The sequence below is a fragment of the Paraburkholderia fungorum genome (genome assembly GCF_900099835.1).
In the GTDB taxonomy this organism is placed as follows: Bacteria; Pseudomonadota; Gammaproteobacteria; order Burkholderiales; family Burkholderiaceae; genus Paraburkholderia; species Paraburkholderia fungorum_A.
Genome location: NZ_FNKP01000003.1, coordinates 603,870 through 623,101 on the forward strand (window position 1 = coordinate 603,870; position 19,232 = coordinate 623,101).

General features: G+C 64.7%; 19 protein-coding genes. 7 read left to right on the plus strand and 12 right to left on the minus strand.

Going from position 1 to position 19,232, the window contains the following annotated elements; translation table 11 throughout:
• Nucleotides 1-26: 26 nt before the first annotated feature.
• The gene (locus BLS41_RS31970) at nt 27-1,607 is read right to left on the minus strand and encodes an ABC transporter substrate-binding protein (protein ID WP_074771687.1); all 1,581 of its coding nucleotides are present in this window, start codon (nt 1,605-1,607) and stop codon (nt 27-29) included.
• Between the two features lie 494 nt (nt 1,608-2,101).
• On the opposite strand from BLS41_RS31970, the gene BLS41_RS31980 reads away from it, so the two are divergent.
• The 3 genes from BLS41_RS31980 to BLS41_RS31990 all read left to right on the plus strand — a co-directional run bounded on the left by BLS41_RS31980 (nt 2,102) and on the right by BLS41_RS31990 (nt 5,273).
• Nucleotides 2,102-3,001, plus strand: a complete 900-nt coding sequence (locus BLS41_RS31980) for a GNAT family N-acetyltransferase (protein ID WP_074773268.1) — start codon at nt 2,102-2,104, stop codon at nt 2,999-3,001.
• Between the two features lie 279 nt (nt 3,002-3,280).
• Nucleotides 3,281-4,681 (plus strand): aspartate aminotransferase family protein, encoded by a 1,401-nt coding sequence (locus BLS41_RS31985; RefSeq protein WP_074771689.1) that lies wholly within the window; start codon nt 3,281-3,283, stop codon nt 4,679-4,681.
• 88 nt (nt 4,682-4,769) lie between these two features.
• Complete coding sequence (locus tag BLS41_RS31990) at nt 4,770-5,273, plus strand: Lrp/AsnC family transcriptional regulator (RefSeq protein ID WP_074771690.1); 504 nt, start codon at nt 4,770-4,772, stop codon at nt 5,271-5,273.
• A gap of 158 nt (nt 5,274-5,431) precedes the next feature.
• Here BLS41_RS31990 and BLS41_RS31995 read toward each other — a convergent pair whose 3' ends face one another.
• The 11 genes from BLS41_RS31995 to BLS41_RS32045 all read right to left on the minus strand — a co-directional run bounded on the left by BLS41_RS31995 (nt 5,432) and on the right by BLS41_RS32045 (nt 15,860).
• A complete protein-coding gene (locus BLS41_RS31995) occupies nt 5,432-5,854 on the minus strand; it encodes a helix-turn-helix domain-containing protein (RefSeq protein ID WP_074771691.1) in 423 nt (140 codons plus the stop codon).
• Between the two features lie 12 nt (nt 5,855-5,866).
• Entirely contained in the window at nt 5,867-7,048 is a 1,182-nt protein-coding gene (locus BLS41_RS32000) for an NAD(P)/FAD-dependent oxidoreductase (protein ID WP_074771692.1), read from the minus strand.
• Nucleotides 7,045-8,421, minus strand: a complete 1,377-nt coding sequence (locus BLS41_RS32005) for an FAD/NAD(P)-dependent oxidoreductase (protein WP_074771693.1) — start codon at nt 8,419-8,421, stop codon at nt 7,045-7,047. The genes BLS41_RS32000 and BLS41_RS32005 overlap by 4 nt, the downstream gene beginning before the upstream one ends.
• Complete coding sequence (locus BLS41_RS32010) at nt 8,400-8,711, minus strand: (2Fe-2S)-binding protein (protein WP_074771694.1); 312 nt, start codon at nt 8,709-8,711, stop codon at nt 8,400-8,402. The genes BLS41_RS32005 and BLS41_RS32010 overlap by 22 nt, the downstream gene beginning before the upstream one ends.
• Nucleotides 8,708-9,499: an amino acid ABC transporter ATP-binding protein gene (locus BLS41_RS32015; protein WP_074771695.1), complete on the minus strand. Its 792-nt coding sequence runs from the start codon at nt 9,497-9,499 to the stop codon at nt 8,708-8,710. The genes BLS41_RS32010 and BLS41_RS32015 overlap by 4 nt, the downstream gene beginning before the upstream one ends.
• Before the next feature lie 18 nt (nt 9,500-9,517).
• Nucleotides 9,518-10,174: an amino acid ABC transporter permease gene (locus BLS41_RS32020; protein ID WP_074771696.1), complete on the minus strand. Its 657-nt coding sequence runs from the start codon at nt 10,172-10,174 to the stop codon at nt 9,518-9,520.
• A gap of 112 nt (nt 10,175-10,286) precedes the next feature.
• Entirely contained in the window at nt 10,287-11,090 is an 804-nt protein-coding gene (locus tag BLS41_RS32025; RefSeq protein ID WP_083380191.1) for an ABC transporter substrate-binding protein, read from the minus strand.
• A gap of 76 nt (nt 11,091-11,166) precedes the next feature.
• Nucleotides 11,167-12,444: an NAD(P)/FAD-dependent oxidoreductase gene (locus tag BLS41_RS32030; RefSeq protein ID WP_074771697.1), complete on the minus strand. Its 1,278-nt coding sequence runs from the start codon at nt 12,442-12,444 to the stop codon at nt 11,167-11,169.
• Between the two features lie 81 nt (nt 12,445-12,525).
• Nucleotides 12,526-13,194 carry a haloacid dehalogenase type II gene (locus tag BLS41_RS32035; protein WP_074773274.1) on the minus strand — a complete coding sequence of 223 codons (669 nt, stop codon included), beginning with the start codon at nt 13,192-13,194 and terminating at the stop codon, nt 12,526-12,528.
• Between the two features lie 103 nt (nt 13,195-13,297).
• A complete protein-coding gene (locus BLS41_RS32040) occupies nt 13,298-14,791 on the minus strand; it encodes an aldehyde dehydrogenase family protein (protein ID WP_074771698.1) in 1,494 nt (497 codons plus the stop codon).
• A gap of 454 nt (nt 14,792-15,245) precedes the next feature.
• Nucleotides 15,246-15,860 (minus strand): helix-turn-helix domain-containing protein, encoded by a 615-nt coding sequence (locus BLS41_RS32045; RefSeq protein ID WP_074771699.1) that lies wholly within the window; start codon nt 15,858-15,860, stop codon nt 15,246-15,248.
• 124 nt (nt 15,861-15,984) lie between these two features.
• Here BLS41_RS32045 and BLS41_RS40030 point away from each other — a divergent pair, with 124 nt between their 5' ends.
• The 4 genes from BLS41_RS40030 (at nt 15,985) to BLS41_RS32060 (ending at nt 19,200) form a co-directional block, all read left to right on the plus strand.
• Entirely contained in the window at nt 15,985-16,107 is a 123-nt protein-coding gene (locus BLS41_RS40030; RefSeq protein ID WP_290439541.1) for a hypothetical protein, read from the plus strand.
• 78 nt (nt 16,108-16,185) lie between these two features.
• Entirely contained in the window at nt 16,186-17,070 is an 885-nt protein-coding gene (locus BLS41_RS32050) for a GNAT family N-acetyltransferase (protein ID WP_074771700.1), read from the plus strand.
• Between the two features lie 6 nt (nt 17,071-17,076).
• Nucleotides 17,077-18,000, plus strand: a complete 924-nt coding sequence (locus BLS41_RS32055; protein ID WP_074771701.1) for a 2-hydroxyacid dehydrogenase — start codon at nt 17,077-17,079, stop codon at nt 17,998-18,000.
• A gap of 111 nt (nt 18,001-18,111) precedes the next feature.
• On the plus strand, nt 18,112-19,200 hold the full coding sequence (locus BLS41_RS32060) for a tartrate dehydrogenase (RefSeq protein WP_074771702.1): 1,089 nt from the start codon (nt 18,112-18,114) through the stop codon (nt 19,198-19,200).
• Nucleotides 19,201-19,232: the final 32 nt, after the last annotated feature.

Below are 19,232 nucleotides of genomic sequence, written 5' to 3' on the forward strand. Positions count from 1 at the left end.
GCAGCGCGCGCACGCGCTGGTGCGTGTTACGCGTTCCACCACACGTACTCGGCGAAGTTGAAGCCCATCATCGCGCCGGTCGGCACGGGTGCGAGCCCTTGCAGATGCTTGTCGTTTGCGTCGAGCAGGCTCAGGAAGGTCGGAATGCCGATCCCGCCCTGCTCCGAGACCAGCACCTGCATATCGCCGTACATCTGCTTGCGCTTTGCGTCGTCGGTTTCCGAGCGGGCGGCGACCAGCAGCTGGTCGAACTTCGGGCTGTTCCAGCCCGACTCGTTCCACGGTGCATCCGACTTGAAGAATTGCGTGAACAGCACGTCGGCGCTGGAGCGCGGATTGACGCTGCCGAAGCCGAGCGGATGCTTCATCCAGTGATTCGACCAGTAGCCGTCCGCCGGCACCCGGTTGATGTTCAGGTTCACGCCGATCTTCGCGCCGGCCTGCTGCAGCAGCACGCCCATTTCCACCGAGCCGTTCGCGTCGGTCGTGGCGTAAACCGGCGGCAGTGTGGTGCCGATCGCCCCCGCCTTCTGGAAGTGGAACTTCGCCTTATCCGGGTCGTACGGGCGCTGCGGCAGCGACGCGTTGAAGTAGCGGTGTCCGGGCGGAATCGGCTGATCGTTGCCGATCACCGCATAGCCGCGAAATACCGCGGTGCGCACCTGGTCGCGGTCGAACAGATACTTCATCCCCTGCACGAAATCGGGGTTGCCCGACAGCGGATTGTCGCGGCGCATGATCAGATCGGTATAGAGGCCCGACTTGGTCTCGCGCACTTCATAGCCGGGCGTCGCGGAAATGCGCTGGGTCGCGCGCGGATCGACCGAATTGATCAGATGAACGTCGCCGGACAGCAGCGCGTTCACGCGCGCCGCATCGTCGCCGATACCGATCAGTTCGATCTGGTCCAGATAGGGGCCGCCGCCGGTCTTCCAGAAACTGTCGTTGCGCACGCCCACCGTCGAGATGCCCGGCTTGAACGTCTTCACCTTGTACGGGCCTGTGCCGACTGCGGTCGTGAAATCGGTGGTGCCGTCCTTGACGATCACGAATTGCGGCGTGGCGAGAATCACGGGCAGATCGGCGTTGGCCGACGTGAGCGTCAGCGTGACTTCGTTCGGACCGGTTTGCTTCGCGTCGACGAACTGGTCGGCGAGCGTCTTCACCTTCGACGCCGTCGCCGGATTCTTGTGACGCATCAGCGAGTAGACGACATCGGCGGGCGCGAGCGACTTGCCGTCGTGAAAGGTCACGCCTTTGCGCAGCTTGATCACCCACACCTTCGCGTCGCTGCTGTCCACCGATTCCGCGAGATTCATCTTCGGCGTCAGCGACGCGTCGAGTTGCGTCAGGCCGCTGTAAAACATGAAGAAGCGGATGTAATCGGAGCCTGCCGAACCCTTGGCCGGGTCGAGCGTGTCAGCGGTCGACGATGCGTCGTAGGCGACCCGGATCTTGCCGCCCTTCTTCGGCACGGGCGCGGCGAGTGCCGGACTCGCCCCCAACAGCAGGCCTCCCGCGCCGGTGGCGAGCATGCCGCCGGCGGCCAGCAAACGCATCATGTCACGGCGGCTAAAACCGCCCGTTTTGATTTCGTCGTCGTACATGCGAACTGCTCCTCACTCGAGATTGAACGCGGGATATCCAGCATTGGTGTTCGACGGCGCACCGCGTGCTGGTCGCGGCGCGATGTGACTGCATGAATCGATTTAAGCACTGCAAAAAATGCCGTTGATCGCGTATGCGTGGACCCGACCATTCGAAAACGCGGTTTTGCGTGGTCCAAACAGCATGATTTGCCGCGCCTGGCGTAGACCCTGATGCCTGCCCGGCGCCGCGCTGCCGGTTTGAACCCGGGCGCCGCTGCATGAACACCATCGTACGAGCGGGCGCACCGCAGATTGCACCGACAAAATGGCCGGATTCAGCATGACGCACGCGATCTGCAACACTTGACGGCGCATTCGCGTCGCAGGCCCCAGGGACATGCACGCGCCGCGCTTCTTTGGGCGCGATGCACCACGATAAGAAATTCGTACTATTCATCCGCGTGGCAACGTGCAACAGTCGCGGCACGGCCGACTATTCGACGGAGCGCCCCGTGTCCGACCCACGCACTCACGCACCTTTCACCTGCCGACGCCTGAGCGCCGACGACATCCCCGCTGCGCAACGGCTGTCCGCCGCGATTGGCTGGCCGCATCGGCGGGAAGAATGGCGCTTCTCGGCGCGCACCGGCATCGGCTTCGTCGCCGAGGTGGCGGGTGCGCTGGTCGGCACCGTGATCGGCTGGAAGTTCGGCGCCGATCACGCGACGCTCGGGATGCTGCTCGTTTCACCGGAGCATCGCGGCGCGGGCATCGGCCGCGCGTTGCTCACGCGCGCGCTCGACGAACTCGGCGAACGCGACATCACGCTGTACTCGACCGAGTCCGGGCGGCCGTTGTGCGACGCGTTCGGCTTTGTAGCCTGCGGTGAACTCGATCAGATGCAGGGCGCGGCGTTTCGTCCGCCGCTCGTCGCGCTGCCTGCCAATGAGCGGCTACGTCCGCTCGGCGCAAGCGATGCGGCGCAGTTCGTCGCGCTTGCTTCGCGCGCGAGCGGTCTCGACCGGAGCGAGGTGCTGCCGCCACTGCTCGATCTGGCCGACGGCATCGCGCTCGATCGCGACGGCGAACTGCTCGGCTTCTCGCTGTTTCGCCGCTTCGGACGCGGCTTCATGATCGGCCCGGTGATCGCGGGCGACACGCCCGACGCGGTGCATGCGAAGGCGCTGATCCGCCATTGGCTGGCGCTGAACGAAGGTGCGCTGGTTCGTATCGACGTACCGCATGGACACGGCTTGCGGACATGGCTGAGCGGACTTGGAATCGTCCGCTCGGAGACGGTGGTGAAGATGCAGCGGCTCGGGTCGACACCGCGCGATACACGCAATACAGAAGCCGGTCGCGTTGACGGCGGGCTGCATCAGTATGCGGTGATCACGCAGTCGCTTGCCTGAAGCGCCGGGCTTTGGGCTTCCAAGCGCCCAGGACTTCACCAACCGTCGATCAGCCCGCCATGCCGCTGCGCTCCTCGACCCGCCAATCCCGCCGGGACGGCATCGACGCGCCCGTCTTCCTGACGCTATTAAGCACGCGCAGCAGAAAATGCTGTCTGTGAGGTGCAAAACGCTGCGCGCACACTCTTTCGGCTTTTTTTTGGCGGAACGGCACGCATCCGCCTGTCGCTACCATCAGGGGGTGAGTCTCACTGACCGAAACGTGCCGGGAATACCAACATGTCAAATTCATCGCTTATCGACGCCGACCGCAAGCATCTGATTCATCCGGTCATTAACTACCGCGCGCACGAAGCACGCGGCGCCACCGTACTCGAATCCGGACAGGGCGCGTATCTGCGCGACATCGACGGCAACGAGCTGCTCGACGCGTTTTCCGGCCTGTGGTGCGTGAACGTGGGTTACGGCCAGCAGAGCATCGTCGACGCGGCCATGCGTCAGATGACCAAGCTGCCGTACGCGACCACCTACTTCCACTTCTCGTCGGAACCTGCAATCGAACTCGCCGAAAAGCTGGTCGCGCTCGCTCCCGCGTCGCTGCAGCACGTGTATTTCACGCTCGGCGGCTCCGATGCAGTCGACTCCGCGATCCGCTTCATCACGCATTACTTCAACGCGACCGGCCGTCCGTCGAAGAAGCAGATGATCGCACTCGAACGCGGTTATCACGGCTCGTCGTCGGTCGGCGCGGGGCTCACCGCGCTGCCCGCGTTCCACCGCAACTTCGACCTGCCGCTGCCGACCCAGCATCATCTGCCGTCGCCGTATGCGTACCGTCAGCCGCAAGGCGGCGACGCGCAGGCGCTGATCGCATCGTCCGTCGCGGCGCTCGAAGCGAAAGTAGCAGCGCTGGGTGCAGAGAACGTCGCGGCGTTCTTCTGCGAACCGATTCAGGGATCGGGCGGCGTGATCGTGCCGCCGGCCGGCTGGCTGAAGGCCATGCGCGACGCGTGCCGGCGTCTGGACATCCTGTTCGTCGCCGACGAAGTCATCACCGGCTTCGGCCGCACCGGTCCGCTGTTCGCCTGCGAGGCGGAACAGGTCGAGCCGGATCTGATGACGGTCGCCAAGGGGCTGACCTCGGGCTACGCGCCGATGGGCGCCGTGCTGATGTCCGACGAAATCTACCAGGGCATTGCCGGCGATGCGCGCGATACCGCGATCGTCGGTCATGGCCAGACTTACTCGGCGCATCCGGTCAGCGCCGCGATCGGGCTCGAAGTCCTGCGTCTTTATCAGGAAGGCGGCCTGCTCGCGAACGGCAATGCGCAGGCACCGCGCTTTGCGGCCGGACTCGATGCACTGCTCGATCATCCGCTCGTGGGCGACTCGCGCCATCGCGGTCTGCTCGGCGCGCTGGAGCTGGTCGCCGACAAGGATTCGCGCGCGCGCTTCGAGCCGACGCTCAAGCTGCCGGACCGGATCGCCGCCGCCGCGTACCGCAACCGTCTCGTGTTCCGCGCATTCGGCGACAGCATTCTCGGTTTCGCGCCGGCATTGTGCTTCGGCGAGGCCGAATTCGAGCAGATGTTCAGCCGTCTGCGGCGCACGCTCGACGAAGTGCTGGACGAAGCGGAAGTGCGTGCGGCATTGCGCGGAGCGAGCCGCGCGGCCGCCTGAGCGCGTGATAACATCGGCCTGCGCAGCGCCTCACTCAGGCGTCGTGCGACGAAGCGAAAAGCAGACACTTCGACGGGCAGACCGATACATGACGACAAGCGGCGACACCAAGCTGGACAGGATCGATCTGCGGATACTTTCGCAACTTCAGAAGAAAGGCCGGATCACGAACGTCGAGCTTGCGGACGCCGTGGGGCTCTCGCCGAGCCCCTGTCTGATCCGCGTCAAGCGACTCGAAAAGGCCGGCTACATCGTCGGCTACGGCGCGCATATCCAGCTGCAAAAACTCGGTGACGTGCAGATCGTCTTCACCGAAGTCACGCTTGCCGACCATCGCCGCGAAGACTTCGCCAAGTTCGAGGCGGCGATCCGTCCGGTGGACGAGATCGTCGAATGCCATCTCGCGAGCGGCGGCTACGATTACCTGCTGAAGTTCGTCACACGCAGCGTCAATCACTATCAGAGCGTGATCGAAGGATTGCTGGAGCGCGATATCGGCATCGAAAAGTATTTCAGCTACGTCATCATCAAGACGCCGTTCGTGAAATCCGAATACCCGCTTGAAGCGCTGTTCTCGCAACAGCATCAATGAAGAGCGCGTGGTGCCGGGCGCGCATGGCGGCGGCACGAGAAAAACGCGAAACCATTCGAGGCCACCGGCGTCATGCCGGTGGCCTTTCCATTTGTCCAATCGGAAAATCGGCGAATCAGCCAACCGGCGTTCGGTAATCGGCAGTCAGTTGCCGGAACTCAGCCGTTGGCGCTCAGCCACTCACCCGGCGTTCTGCCGAGCACGCGTTTGAAGTGCCGGCACAAATGGCTTTGATCGAAGAAGCCGACCTCGGTCGCGACGATCGACGGCGGCAGGCCGCGCCGTAACAGGCGCTGTGCATGCCGAACCCGCACCAGCCGCACATACTGCTGCGGCGACACGCCGATCTCGGCGCTGAAGCGCACCGCAAACCTCGAAATGCTCAATTGCGCGACGCCCGCGAGTTCCGACAGACTGATCGGATCGGCGAAACATGCGTCGATGAAGTCGAGCGCGCGCTGCACCGCGCGACTCACGCGATCCGTTTTCTGCGCGCTATGGCGGCTCGCGCCCGCAAGCTCCGGCGCGGCCACGGCAGACGAGGACGGGGATGAAGACGAGATCGGGCTCAGGCTCAGCATCCGGCGCTCCGTTCACGCAACGCGTCGCGAGGTGGGCGGCACCGCTGGCGACGCCTCCCGCTCAACCGCGAAGCGGCGGATGTCGAACGGTTCGAGCGGCGTGCTGGTGGCGCCCGTGTCGATCAGCTCGGCCATCGTGTCGCCGACCCCGGGCCCGAGCTGGAAACCATGACCGCAGAAACCGAACGCATAGAACAGGCCGCTGGTCGTGCCGCTCGCGCCCATGATCGGCTTGTCGTCGGGCAGGTAACCTTCGACGCCGCTCCACACCCGGATGATGTTCAGATTGCGCAGCATCGGCGCGACCCGCTGCGCCTGGCTGAACTGCAGCAGGGTGCTGTGCGGCAGCACCTTGGCGCGGCGTTCGTCGAGAAACGCGGGCGCACGCGCGCAACCGCCGATCACGATATTGCCGCGCGCGACCTGCCGGAAGTACACCACCTCTTCGATCTGCGGCGACGATACGCCGACCACCGGTTGGATCGCGTACGGAACCGGTTCGGTCACGGCCATCTGCGGACCGTTGACCGCAATCGGCACGCCCTCGCCGAACTGTTCCGACAGCAGATTGCCCCACGCGCCCGCCGTAATCAGCAGCACCGGTGCATGGAACGTGCGGCCGTCGGCGCTCGTCGCGCGAAACTCGGCCCCTTCCTTTTCGACGGTCACGACGTCGCAGTTCTCGACGATCTGCGCACCGAGCCGCGCCGCCGCGCGCGCAAACGCAGGGGCCGCGAGACGCGGATTCGCGTGCCCGTCCATCTGCGAATACGAGCCCGCCAGCACGTCGGGGCCGAGAAAGGGAAAGCGTGCCCGCAGTGCGTCGCCGCGCAGCAGGTCCAGCTGGAGACCGTAGTGGGCAGCCTCCTTCGCGTAGGTTTCGAACTGGTCGGCCTGCTCGTCGCGATAACAGACGCGCACATGGCCGGACATCAGAAACTCGGCGTCGTGCTGGATCAGTTCCGGCAGACGGCCCCAGATGTCGCGCGACCGGTTCGCCAGCGGCAACTGCGGCAGGAAACGTCCCTGACGGCGCACGTTGCCGAAGTTGGTGCCGCTCGCCTGTTGACCGACGAGCTGGCGTTCGAGCAGGATCACCGAGCGGCCCCGCTGCCTCAGGAAGAAGGCGGCGGACGCACCCATGAAGCCGCCGCCCACGATCAGAACATCGGCCTGTACGCGGTTCGCGCTCATTCGACATCCTCCACAGTCGCAATGGACAGCGGTTTGACGGGCGCCTGCCCGCGCAATCTGCCGACCTGTTCGAGCGGCACGTTCGCTGCCGCCGCGATCACCTCGGCGCCTGCATGGCCGCAGTAACGTCCCTGACAGCGCCCCATGCCGACCCGGCTGAATGCTTTCGCGCGATTCGCTTCCTGCGCGCCTTCGTCGCGCACCACGCGGCGCAGTTCGCCCGCTGTGATGCCTTCGCAGCGGCACACGATCGTGTCGTCCGGCAGACGTGCGGCCTGCGCAGCTGGCCACGCAAACGCCTCGGCGAGACCGAGCCGGAAGCGGTCCATCTTGCGCTGTTCGCGGCCCAACGCGTCGAGCGTCGCGGCGGGCACCGTGTGTCCCAGATCGCTCAGCGCCGCGTAGGCTGCAAGCCGTCCGGCGACTTCGGCGCCGTCCGCGCCGAGCACGCGCGCGCCGTCGCCCGCGATATAGACGCCTTTTTCGCTGCTGCGGCCGAGTTCGTCGATCTGCGGCACCCATTGGCGCGTGGGCGGATCGAAGCGGAACGCGCAGCGCGCGAGATCCGCGAGCTGGGTTTCGGGTCGCAAGTGATAGCCGAGTCCGACCGCGTCGCAATCGATCTGCGCGAGCTTGCCGCGCGCGTCGCGAAAGCGTACGCCGAGCACGCCGTCCTGCGGATTGCCAAGAATCTCGAGCGGCTCGATGCCGTTTTCGACCCGCACGCCTGAGCGCTTCAACGCAGCGACGAGCGTGCGGCCCTTCAGCAATACATCGACCCGCGCTAGCAGTTTCGGCAGCGCGCGCAAGCGCGCGCCGGTCTTCGACGTATCGAGCACCGCGGCGACTTTCGCGCCGGCCTGCACATACTGGTTCGCGACCAGGTACAGCAGCGGTCCGGTGCCCATGAACACAACCTGGCGACCGATCGCACACGCCTGCGACTTCAGCGCGATCTGCGCGGCGCCGAGGCTGTAGGTGCCCGCGAACTGCCAGCCTTTGACCGGCATCAACCGGTCGGTCGCGCCGGGGCACAGGATCAGCGCGTCGTAGCCCAGCGCGCTCGCGTGTCCTTCATGCACGATATGCAGCTTGCCTTGCGCGACGTTCCACGCGAGCGTCTGCGGACGGTAATCGATTCGCGGACGCAGCCGTTCGAAGCTCCGGTGAAGGTCTTCGGCCCGCGCGGCTTCGGTGCCGTACAGCTTCGCGTACGGCCGCGTGAAGCCCTCGGGCTGACGCCGATAGATCTGCCCGCCGTCGCGTCTGCCTTCGTCGACGAGAACCGGACGGATGCCGGCCGCCATCAACGTTTCCGCGCAGCGCACACCCGCAGGCCCTGCGCCGACGATTACGATGCGAGGTTCGCCCATTGCGCCTCCGGTTGCGTCGTGACGACGCGCATGCCTGGTTCGACCACGGTGGTGCAGGCGCGCAGCCGCCCGCCGTCTGCCGTCCATACCCAGCAGTCCTGGCACGCGCCCATCAGACAGAAGCCGGCGCGCTTTTCATCGCCGAATTCGGATTGCCGAACCTGCCGCACCGAGCACAGCATCGCCGTGAGCAGCGTGTCGCCGGCCAGCGCGTCGACCGTCACACCGTCGATCGTCAGCTCGACTCTGGCGCGAGCCGTCTCGCCTACGCGGATGAATCTGCCGCTCATGCCACGGCTCCCGCCACACCGTCAGGCGCCACGCCACCGGGCGTCGCGTGATCGTTGCTGTGATTGGTCAGCACGTGGCGCAGGAATTCGCGGGTGCGAGCCTCGCGCGGCGAACCCAGCACCTGCTGCGCCGTGCCCTCCTCGATGATCAGCCCCGCATGCAGGAAGCACACGCGGTCCGCGACTTCGCGCGCGAAACCCATTTCGTGCGTGACCACCAGCATCGTCATGCCTTCGCGTGCCAGCGTGCGCATCACGCCGAGCACTTCGCCGACCAGTTCCGGGTCGAGCGCCGAGGTCGGCTCGTCGAACAGGATCGCCTTCGGCTTCATCGCCAGCGACCGCGCAATCGCCACCCGCTGCTGCTGCCCGCCCGACAACTGATGCGGATACGCATGCAGCTTGTGGCCGAGCCCCACCTTGACGAGCAGTTCGGAAGCCTCGCGCTGCGCATCGGCACGCGACAGCCGCTTGACGTGCACCGGCCCTTCCATCACGTTTTCGAGCGCGGTGCGGTGCGGAAACAGATTGAAGCGCTGAAACACCATGCCGACCTGGGTGCGCAACTGGTTGATGTTGCGTGCGCGCTGTTCGACGCGCTGGCCGAGCAGATGAATCTCGCCTTCGTCGTACGATTCGAGCGCGTTAATGCAGCGTAGCAGCGTCGACTTGCCCGAGCCCGACGCACCGATCAGGCACACCACCTCGCCCTGGCGGACGTTGAGCGAAATGCCCTTGAGCACCGGTACGGCGCCAAAACTCTTGTGCACATTCGTGATTTCGATCATTGCATCCTCACTTCGCACTTATCTGGCCTTGTGCCGACCGAAACGCCGTTCGAGCGAGCGTGTCATGCTCATCAGCGGCAGGCTCATCGCGAGATAGCCGATCGCGACAAGTGTATAAACCGTCAGATTCTGGAACGTCGATGCCGCGATCAATTGCCCTTCACGCGTCATTTCCGCGACCGTGATGGTCGATGCCAGCGACGAATCCTTGAGCATCATCACGAGCGTGTTGCTGTACGGCGGCAGCGCGACCTTGATGGCTTGCGGCAGGATCACCCGCACCATCGTTTTCACGCGGCCCATGCCGATCGACTGCGCGGCTTCGTACTGGCCCGGATCGACCGCCTCGATACCCGAACGGAAAATTTCCGCGACGTAAGTCGAGTAGCCGAAACCCAGTCCGATAATGCTCGCCTGCAACGCCGACACCTGAATATGGATTTCCGGCAACACGAAGTAGATGTAGAACAGCAGCACGATCATCGGCAGACCGCGCACGACGTTGATCATCGTGCTCACGCCGCGTACCACGAGCGGATAACGCGACATCTTCAACAACGCCCAGGTCAGCCCGAGCACGGTGCTCAGCAGCAGACAGCCCACCGTGATGACAAGGCTCATCATCGCGCCTTGAAGCAGAATCGGTACAAAGTCGACTACATCGTGCCAGTGCATGTGGTGCCTTCCATTGCTCTTTGTATTCGTTCAGTCCGCCGCATTCAGGCGGCGGACATTGCCGGGCGGCGCCCGCTTTGCCGCGGGCGCGCCACGCCTCACGAGAACCGCATCAGCTCGTGAGATGCCACTTCTTCAGGATCGCGTTGAGCGAGCCGTCGGCTTTCATCTTCGTCAGCGCGTCGTTGATCTTCGCCATCAGCGCACTGTTGCCCTTCTTCACGGCGATCGCGATGTCGAATTTTTCCATCGGCACATACGCGTCTTCGACCCGCGTGCCGGCCATTGCGCCCGCCGATTCCTGAGCCTTCAGGATCGGATAGTCGTTGAAGCCCGCGACGATACGGCCGAGCGCAACATCGCGCGTCATGTCGGCAGGGCTGTCATACATCTTCACTTCAGTGAAGATGCCGAGCTTCTTCAACTGGTCGCCGTAATCGGTGCCGGTCGGCGCGCCGACTGTCATGCCCTTCATGTCCTGCACCGTGTGATAGACGGCCTTGTTCGAATCCTTGACGATGATGCCTTCGCCGAACGCCGTGACGGGTTGCGAGAAATCGACCACTTCGGCGCGCTTGGGCGTCGGCGTCATGCCCGCCACGATGATGTCGATCTTCCCGGAGATCACCGACTGGATCAGCGCCGAGAACGGCACCGCGTCGTACGACACGTTGAAGCCCTCGCGCTTGCCGATCTCTTTCACGACATCGGGCATCAGGCCTTCGATCTGCTGCGTCTTCACGTTCATGAACGTGGTCGGCGCGCTCGACGGCGGCGAGCCGGCGGTGAGCGTGGCGGTTTCGGCTGCGTGTGCGGCGCCGAACATCATCGTCATCGCAAGGCCCGCGCCGACAGCCAGGCGTTGCATGGTGTTGAAGCGGACGGCGGAAGCAGGTTCGAACTTGAAACGCAACATGGGTTGACCTCTGGGATTAGTGATTTTCAATCTGCGCGCTGCCCTGCCGGATGCCGGCCGGGCTCGCCGAATTCATTTAATGCAGCACATCCTGCAACCGGTAATACGCGCCGACCAGCGGCAAAAACCACGCGCGTCCAAAATGCCCTGGAATCGCGGGCCATTCGAGCGTTCGCCACGGATTGCGCGAGGCGGCGCCGAACATCACGTCGGCCATCAGACGACCCATGTGCACCGACATCTGCACACCGTGGCCGCTGTAGCCCATTGAATAGAACAGTCCTTCATGCTGACCCGCGCGCGGCAGGCGGTCGGCCGTCATGTCGACGAGACCGCCCCAGCAATAGTCGATACCTACATCGGCGAGTTGCGGGAAATAGCGCGCGAGAGCGTCGCGCAGAATCCGCCCGCTTTTTTCGTCGGAGCGCGGATTCGACATCGCGAAGCGAGCGCGGCCGCCGAACAGCAGACGCTCGTCGGGCGTCGCGCGAAAATAGTTGCCGATATTCAGCGTGGTCACATACGAGCGGCGCGTGGGCAACAGCGCATCGAGACGCGCCTTGCCGAGCGGCGCGGTGGCGACGATGAAGCTGCCCACCGGCGCGATCCGGCGGCGAAACCATTGCAGCGGACCGACCTGCGACGTTCCGGTCGCGATCAGCACGCGTTCGGCGCGCAGCGTGCCGAGCCCGCATGTCACCTCGAACGCGTTGCCGCCGAGCGGCTTCAGATTCGTGACGGGCATGTTCTCGTAGATCTGCGCGCCACGGCGTGCCGCCGCTTCGCCCAGGCCCACGCCGAATTTGCCCATGTGCATCTGCATGCCGTTCTTCTGTACGAGGCCGCCGAAAAATCCGTCCGAGCCGATCTCGTCGCGAATCCGTTCAGGCGGCACGAGTTCGACATCGGGATCGACTTCGCGCCGCAATACGTCGTACGACTTCGCGAGCGAAGCGAAATGCTGCGGCTTCGCGGCCAGCTTGATCTTGCCGGAGTGACGCAGGTCGCAGTCGATCTGCTCATCGGCGATGATCGTCCTGACCGTGTCGACCGCGCCCGCGTAGGCCAGGTAGAACTCCGCCGCGCGCTCGCTGCCGATGCGCGCCGATAACGCCGCATAGTCCTGGGCGACCCCCGTGTTGCAGTGGCCGCCGTTACGGCCCGACGCCTGGCCCGCGAGCCGCTCTGCTTCGAACACGACCACCGACATGCCGCGCTTCGCCAGCTCCAGCGCCGCCGACAGTCCCGTGAAACCGCCGCCGACCACGGCAACGTCCACCCGCTGCGGGAGCGGACCCTGGGCGGCGTTCGTAAAGCGTGGCGCCGTGTCGAGCCAGTACGAGTCGAGCTTCATCGTGATGCGATCCTGTCGGTTGATTGCGCCGCCGGCGGCGGCGCGCGCAGAGCGATGGGGTGAACAGGCCTGGCCGGTGGATCAGAGGCCGAGCAACGATGCCAGTTGCGGAATGCCCGAGACTTCGTTGACGCCGTAATACGGATTCAGCGGCTCGTGGCTGCGATTGACGAACGCCTTGTGTTTGATGCCCATGTCGTACGCGGTCATCAGGTCGTAACGGAAGCTCGACGACACATGCAGCACGTCTTCCGGATTGCAGTCCAGCTGCGAGAACATGTATTCGAAGGCTTTCTGCAGCGGCTTGTACGCCTGCGCCTGCTGCGCGGTGTAGACCTTGTGGAACGGCGCGCCGAGCTTGTCGACGTTGCTCTGGATCTGGTCGTCCGACGCGTTCGACAGGATCACCAGCTTGTACTTCGACGCCAGGCGCGACAGCCCTTCCGGCACGTCGGCGTGCGGGCCCCAGCTCGGCACCGCTTCGTAGATCTTCAGCGCGGTCGCTTCGTCGAACGGCACGCCCGTGCGTTCGCAGGTGCGGCGCACCGAATTCACGACCACGTCGCGATACGGCTTCCATGCACCCAGCACTTCGTCGAGGCGGTAGCCGCGAAAGAACTCGACGAATTCTTCCAGCTTCGCCTTATCCAGCTTGTCGCCGTACAGCGCGCGCGCGCTCTGGCCCATCTGGAAGTTGGTCAGCGTGCCGTAGCAGTCGAAAGTGATGTACTTCGGCTCGAAATCGATCATGGTCGTCATCCTGTCGTCGGGGCGAACCTGGCTGCAGGTTCGGGGTTCAGTTTCGGGTTGAGTCAGTGAGGTTGCTTGCGTGAATCCGGTGTAACGCAGTGCTTCACAGTGTTTCGAAATCGATCAGCACACTCTTGTGCCGCATGCTGGCGACCATCGCCTCGCGGCCGAGATCCTTGCCGATGCCGGACTGGCCGAAGCCGCCGGTCGGAATGATCATGTCGCCGCTGCGGCCATAACGGTTGATCCAGATGGTGCCCGCCGCGATGCGCCGCATCGCGCGCAACGCCTGGCCGATGTCGCTGCTATGAACACCCGCCGCCAGCCCATAGACCGGATGCGCGGCGAGCGTGATGCCCTCTTCTTCGTCGTCGAATGTCTGCACGGTCAACACCGGGCCGAACAGTTCCTCGCGTACGGCGGGCGTCGTCCCATTCACATTGGCGAGCAGCGTCGGACGATGAAAATACCCTTCGCCGGTTCCTTCGAAAAAGCCGCCGCCGAAGATCACTTCCGCGCCACTCTCGCGGCTCTGATCCACCAGCGCTTCGATGCGCCGCGCCTGCGCGGGGCTGATGATCGGCGAATAGGCGGTGCGGCTGTCCCATAGCGGGCCCGGTTGGATCGGCTGCAATTGCCGTTGAATCGCCTCGATCAGCGGTTCGGCAATGCGCTTGTGCACGATCAGCCGCGTACCGGCCACACACGCCTGGCCGCCGTTGGACGTGAAGCCGCGAGCGATGCAGGCTGCCGTGTAGTCGAGGTCCCGCACGTGCTCGAACACCAGTTGCGGGCTCTTGCCGCCGAGTTCGAGCGTGACGGGCTTGGTGCCGTGCATCGCCGCATCGCTCATGATCGCGGCGCCGGTGCGGGTCGAGCCAGTGAAGCTCATCTTCGAGATGCCGGGGTGACGCGTCAGCGCCGCACCAGTGGTGGCGCCACGGCCGTTCACTACATTGAAGATGCCGGGCGGCATGCCGGCTTCGATCGCGAGTTCGGCGAGACGCAGCGTGGAAAAAGGCGTCATCTCCGATGGCTTCATCACGACCGCGTTGCCGGCCGCCAGCGCGGGGCCGCATTTCCACGAACACATCGACAGCGGGAAATTCCACGGCGTGATTGCACCGATCACGCCGTAAGGCTCCGACGTGATGAAACCGAGACTGTCGCGGCGCGTGGCGGCGATGTCGCCGCCGAGTTTGTCGGCGAGTTCCGCGAAAAAGCGGATCGCCTCGGCTGTGAACGGCACGTCCGACGCATAGCTTTCCGCCACCGGGCGCGTCGAACTGACGGTTTCGAGTTGCGCGAGACTCACGGCGTCGCGATCGATCAGATCGGCCCAGCGGCTCAGCACTTTGGCCCGTTCACGCGGCGAGCGCGTGCCCCAGCCACTCGTCTTCCAGGCGATCAGCGCATTGCTGACCGCGTAATCGACGGTTGCTTCGGAGGCATCGGGCACATGGCCTAGCAGCGCGCCATCCGACGGCCGATGAACGGCGATCTGAGGTTCGCCCGCCGAATAGTACGTACCGCCAATGAAATGCCCTTGCGGCAACGGCACGGCTGAAGGATCGAAATCGAGTGACGGTGTAGACATGTCCGGCCTGATCAGTAGGTTCAACTGTGCGGCGCCGCGTACGCTGAGCCCACTGCGCCACGACTCCACCCGGTGCTGCCGTTCGCCATCGCAACCGCCGAATGAACGAACATCGAATGAAATTCATTTTAATGAACACAAAATGAATTGCCAGTGATCAAAAATAAAAGTTTGCGAAAAATTCGTGGTGCAGTGCGACAGGCCGCGCGCCCTCGCGGGGGCGCTGCATGAGCGGCCGGAATAGGCCGCAAGTCCAACCGGCTATGGCGCTGGAGAGCAACGGCCAGCACGGGATCGACCTGATCGTGCAGCGCAAAAATGAACAGCGGAAAGAAAAAGGTAGACGTCAGTGATAACCCGGGTGATCTGGGCGCGACGCATCAGAGGAAAGCGAGGGAGAGAAGGAAGATAGAGCCGCCGGCCACCGGCACGCGGCTCTAAAACGACGTAGAGATCAAAGATGAATAACGGGCGGCTGCGTGTTCATGATCCACAGCAAACGCGCAGTCTTGCTGCTTTCATTGCGCACGCTGTGGGGCACCGTGCTCTTGAACTGGAAGCTGTCGCCTGTGCGCAGTTCCGAGCGCCGGTCGCCGACATTCAGCACGACCGTGCCTTCCAGCACCAGCCCCGCCTTTTCGCCGATGCCGACCAGCACTTCTTCGGATCCCGAACCGGCCGGCAGCATGATGATCATCATCTGCAGATCGTGGTCGCCGTGCGGCGACAGCAATTCCTTCTGCATGCCGTTCTTGCCGACTTCGAACAACGGCCGCTCGGCCGCCTTGCGCACGAAATCGCCGGTGAACGGGTCGGACACCGCGTCGTCTTCTTCGAGGAGCGCGGTGAGCGGAACCCCCAGAGCCTGGCGCAGGCGCTCGAGAATCCGTACCGACGGATTCGCCTTGTTGCGCTCGACCTGACTGACGGTGCCGACCGACACGCCCGCGCGCGTCGCCAGCTCGTTGACCGACAGCCCTTGCGCGACGCGCAGCGCCCGCAGACGGCCGCCGACGTCGCCGTGACTCAGGTCGACCGCGCGCTTCTTGACAGACTCTGTTCGCTGCATGTGTTTCCTGTTGATGACGGGGCGGACGGCCCGCTACGCGCCGCCGCTACTGTTGTTGTGCCGGGTGTGGACCGGTTGCACCCAAAACGGCGGAGGCCGCCGCGTTGCTGCAATGAACACCCGCATGAATTATCATCATTATATTGAATTCATCATTGTTGCGGTGAACGTCAAAAATACCCGCCCGATGCGGGCCGCCTCGCACTCCCGAGATGCAAGCCCGCCGACTGCCGACGATCGCGAATGACAAAAAGATCGTCCTATGAAGCGGGCACCGGGAATGCGACAGTCTAGGCACGATCATGCCGACAAGCAGGAGTTTGCAGTGTCCGAATCATCTGTGAAGACATCACCCAGCTACCGCCGTTTCACGTCCGCCGACATCGCGGCCGCGCACGGCCTTTCTGTTGCCGTGCGCTGGCCGCATCGCGCCGACGACTGGCGCTTCATGCACGACGCAGGCACGGGCTTCGTCGCCGAAGACAACGGCGCCGTGATCGGCACGGCACTGTGCTGGAAATTCGGCGCGGACCGCGGCACGCTCGGCCTCGTCATCGTGTCGCCGGATGAACAGGGCCGTGGCATCGGCCGCAAGCTGATGGAACTGGTGCTCGAAGAACTGGGCAATCGCGTGACCTTCCTGCATGCCACCGTCGCAGGCAAGCCGCTGTACGAAAAGCTCGGCTTCGTGACCTGCGGCGGCCTCACCCAGCATCAGGGCACGCCCGGCAGCGTGGCCGCAGTCCCGCCGCCGCCCGGCGAGCATCTGCGTGCGGCAACGCCGGAAGACCTGCCCACGCTGATCGAACTCGCATCGCGCGCAAGCGGTTTCGACCGCAGCGCGACGATTCCGGCGCTGCTTGCATTCGCACAAGGCGTGGTGCTCGAACGCGACGGCGAAGTACTCGGCTTCTCGCTGTTCCGTCCATTTGGACGCGGCTACGCGATTGGACCGGTGGTCACGCAGCGTTCGTCCGACGACCTGCGCGCCCGCGCATTGATTTCGTACTGGCTCGCGCAGCACGAAGGCGATTTCGTGCGGATCGACGTACCGGGCGATGCGGGGATCAACGACTGGCTGTCCGGGCTCGGCCTGGCACGCGTCGATTCCGTCGACAAGATGGTGCGCAACGCGTCCGCCGACTTGCGCGAAGCCGCCCCGGACGCGACCTGGCGCGCGTACGGCATCGTCAATCAGGCGATGGCGTAAGCGGCGATGACCGTCCTCTACAAAGCCGACCCGGTGCGCGGCGCACTGTGGGCCGAGCGCTTCGCGCAGCTCGCGCCCGAGATGCCGTTCCGGGTCTGGCCGGATATCGGCGACCCCGCGTCCGTGCGTTTTCTGGTCGCGTGGCAACCGGGCGATCTCGCCGTCACGCTGCCCAACCTGGAGATCGTGTTTTCGGTCGGCGCGGGCGTCGATCAACTCGATCTCTCGCAGATTCCCGCGCATCTGCCGGTGGTGCGGATGGTCGAGCCGGGCATCGTCGACGGCATGGTCGAATACGTCACGCAAGCCGTGTTGACGATTCACCGCGATCTGTTCGATTACCACTTGCAGCAGCAGGCGCGCGCCTGGCAGCCGATGCCGTTGCGCGCCGCCGCGTCGCGCCGGATCGGCGTGCTCGGGCTCGGCATGCTCGGCACCGCGGTGCTCGAACGCTTGCGGCTTTTCGGATTCGCGTGCGCGGGCTGGAGCCGCTCGCAGCACGAGATCGCCGGGATCGACTGTTATGCGGGCGAGGCCGGACTGGCGACGTTTCTCGCGCGCACCGACGTGCTGATCTGCCTGCTGCCACTGACCGATGCAACACGCGGGCTGCTGGGCCGCCAGGTGTTCGACACGCTGCCGCGCGGCGCGTCGCTGGTTCACGTCGGGCGCGGACCGCAACTGGTCGGTGACGATCTGCTCGACGCGCTCGAACGCGGCCAGATTCACAGTGCCGTGCTCGACGTCACCGATCCCGAGCCGCTGCCCCCGGACCATCCGTTGTGGACACAGCCGCGCGTGCGCATCACGCCGCATATCGCGAGCGCGACGCGGCCCGAATCGGCGGTCGATGCGGTGCTGGAAAACCTGCGCCGCTTTCGCGCGGGCGAGCCGATGAATGGCCTGATCGACCGGACGCGCGGCTACTGACATCAGGCGACAACACGTAACACCACGCGCAACCCGACAACCGGACGCAACCATTTCGCCGGACCCGTGCAGTCAGAAGACCGCGCGCGAAGACGGCAAGGAGAGATACGTATGACCCGCAAATATCGCATCGCTGTGATTCCCGGCGACGGCATCGGCACCGAAGTGATGCCCGAAGGTCTGCGCGTGCTGGACGCCGCGTGCAAACGCTTCGACATCGGCATCGACTACCGCCGGATCGAATGGGCGTCGTGCGACTACTACGCGCAGCACGGCCAGATGATGCCCGACAACTGGAAGGAACAACTTCAGGATTGCGACGCAATCCTGTTCGGTGCGGTCGGCTGGCCCGACAAGGTGCCCGACCATATCTCGCTGTGGGGTTCGCTTCTCAAGTTCCGCCGTGAATTCGACCAGTACGTGAACCTGCGCCCCGCTCGCCTGTTCGAAGGCGTGCCCTGCCCGCTCGCGAACCGCAAGCCGGGCGACATCGACTTCATGATCGTGCGCGAGAACACCGAAGGCGAATACTCGTCGGTGGGCGGCACGATGTTCGAGGGCACTGAGCGCGAAGTCGTGATGCAGCAGTCGATCTTCACGCGCCACGGCACCGAGCGTGTGATGAAGTTCGCATTCGATCTCGCGCAGCGTCGCGCGAAGAAGATCACGGTGGCGACCAAGAGCAACGGGATCGCGATCAGCATGCCGTGGTGGGACGCGCGCGCCGACGAAATGGCCGCCCGCTACCCGGACGTGAAGATGGACCGTCAACACATCGACATTCTGTGCGCGCGCTTCGTGCTGAACCCGGACCGCTTCGACGTGGTGGTCGCGTCCAATCTGTTTGGCGACATCCTGTCCGATCTGGGTCCGGCCTGCACCGGGACGATCGGCATCGCGCCGTCGGGCAATCTGAATCCCGACCGGCGTTTCCCGTCGCTATTCGAGCCGGTGCACGGCTCGGCGCCCGACATCGCCGGTCGCGGCATCGCCAATCCAGTCGCGATGATCTGGTCGGCCGCGATGATGCTCGACTTCCTCGGCCACAGCACCGGTGTCGAACGCGACGCGCACGACGCGATTGTCGCGGCGATCACGGAGGTGCTGAAGGACGGTCCGCACACGGGCGACCTCGGCGGCCGCGCGTCGACTGCCGAAGTCGGCGCGGCGATCGCAGCGCGCGTCGCGGACGCGGGCTGATTACTCGCGGCGTCGTCCGCCTCGACCGCCCG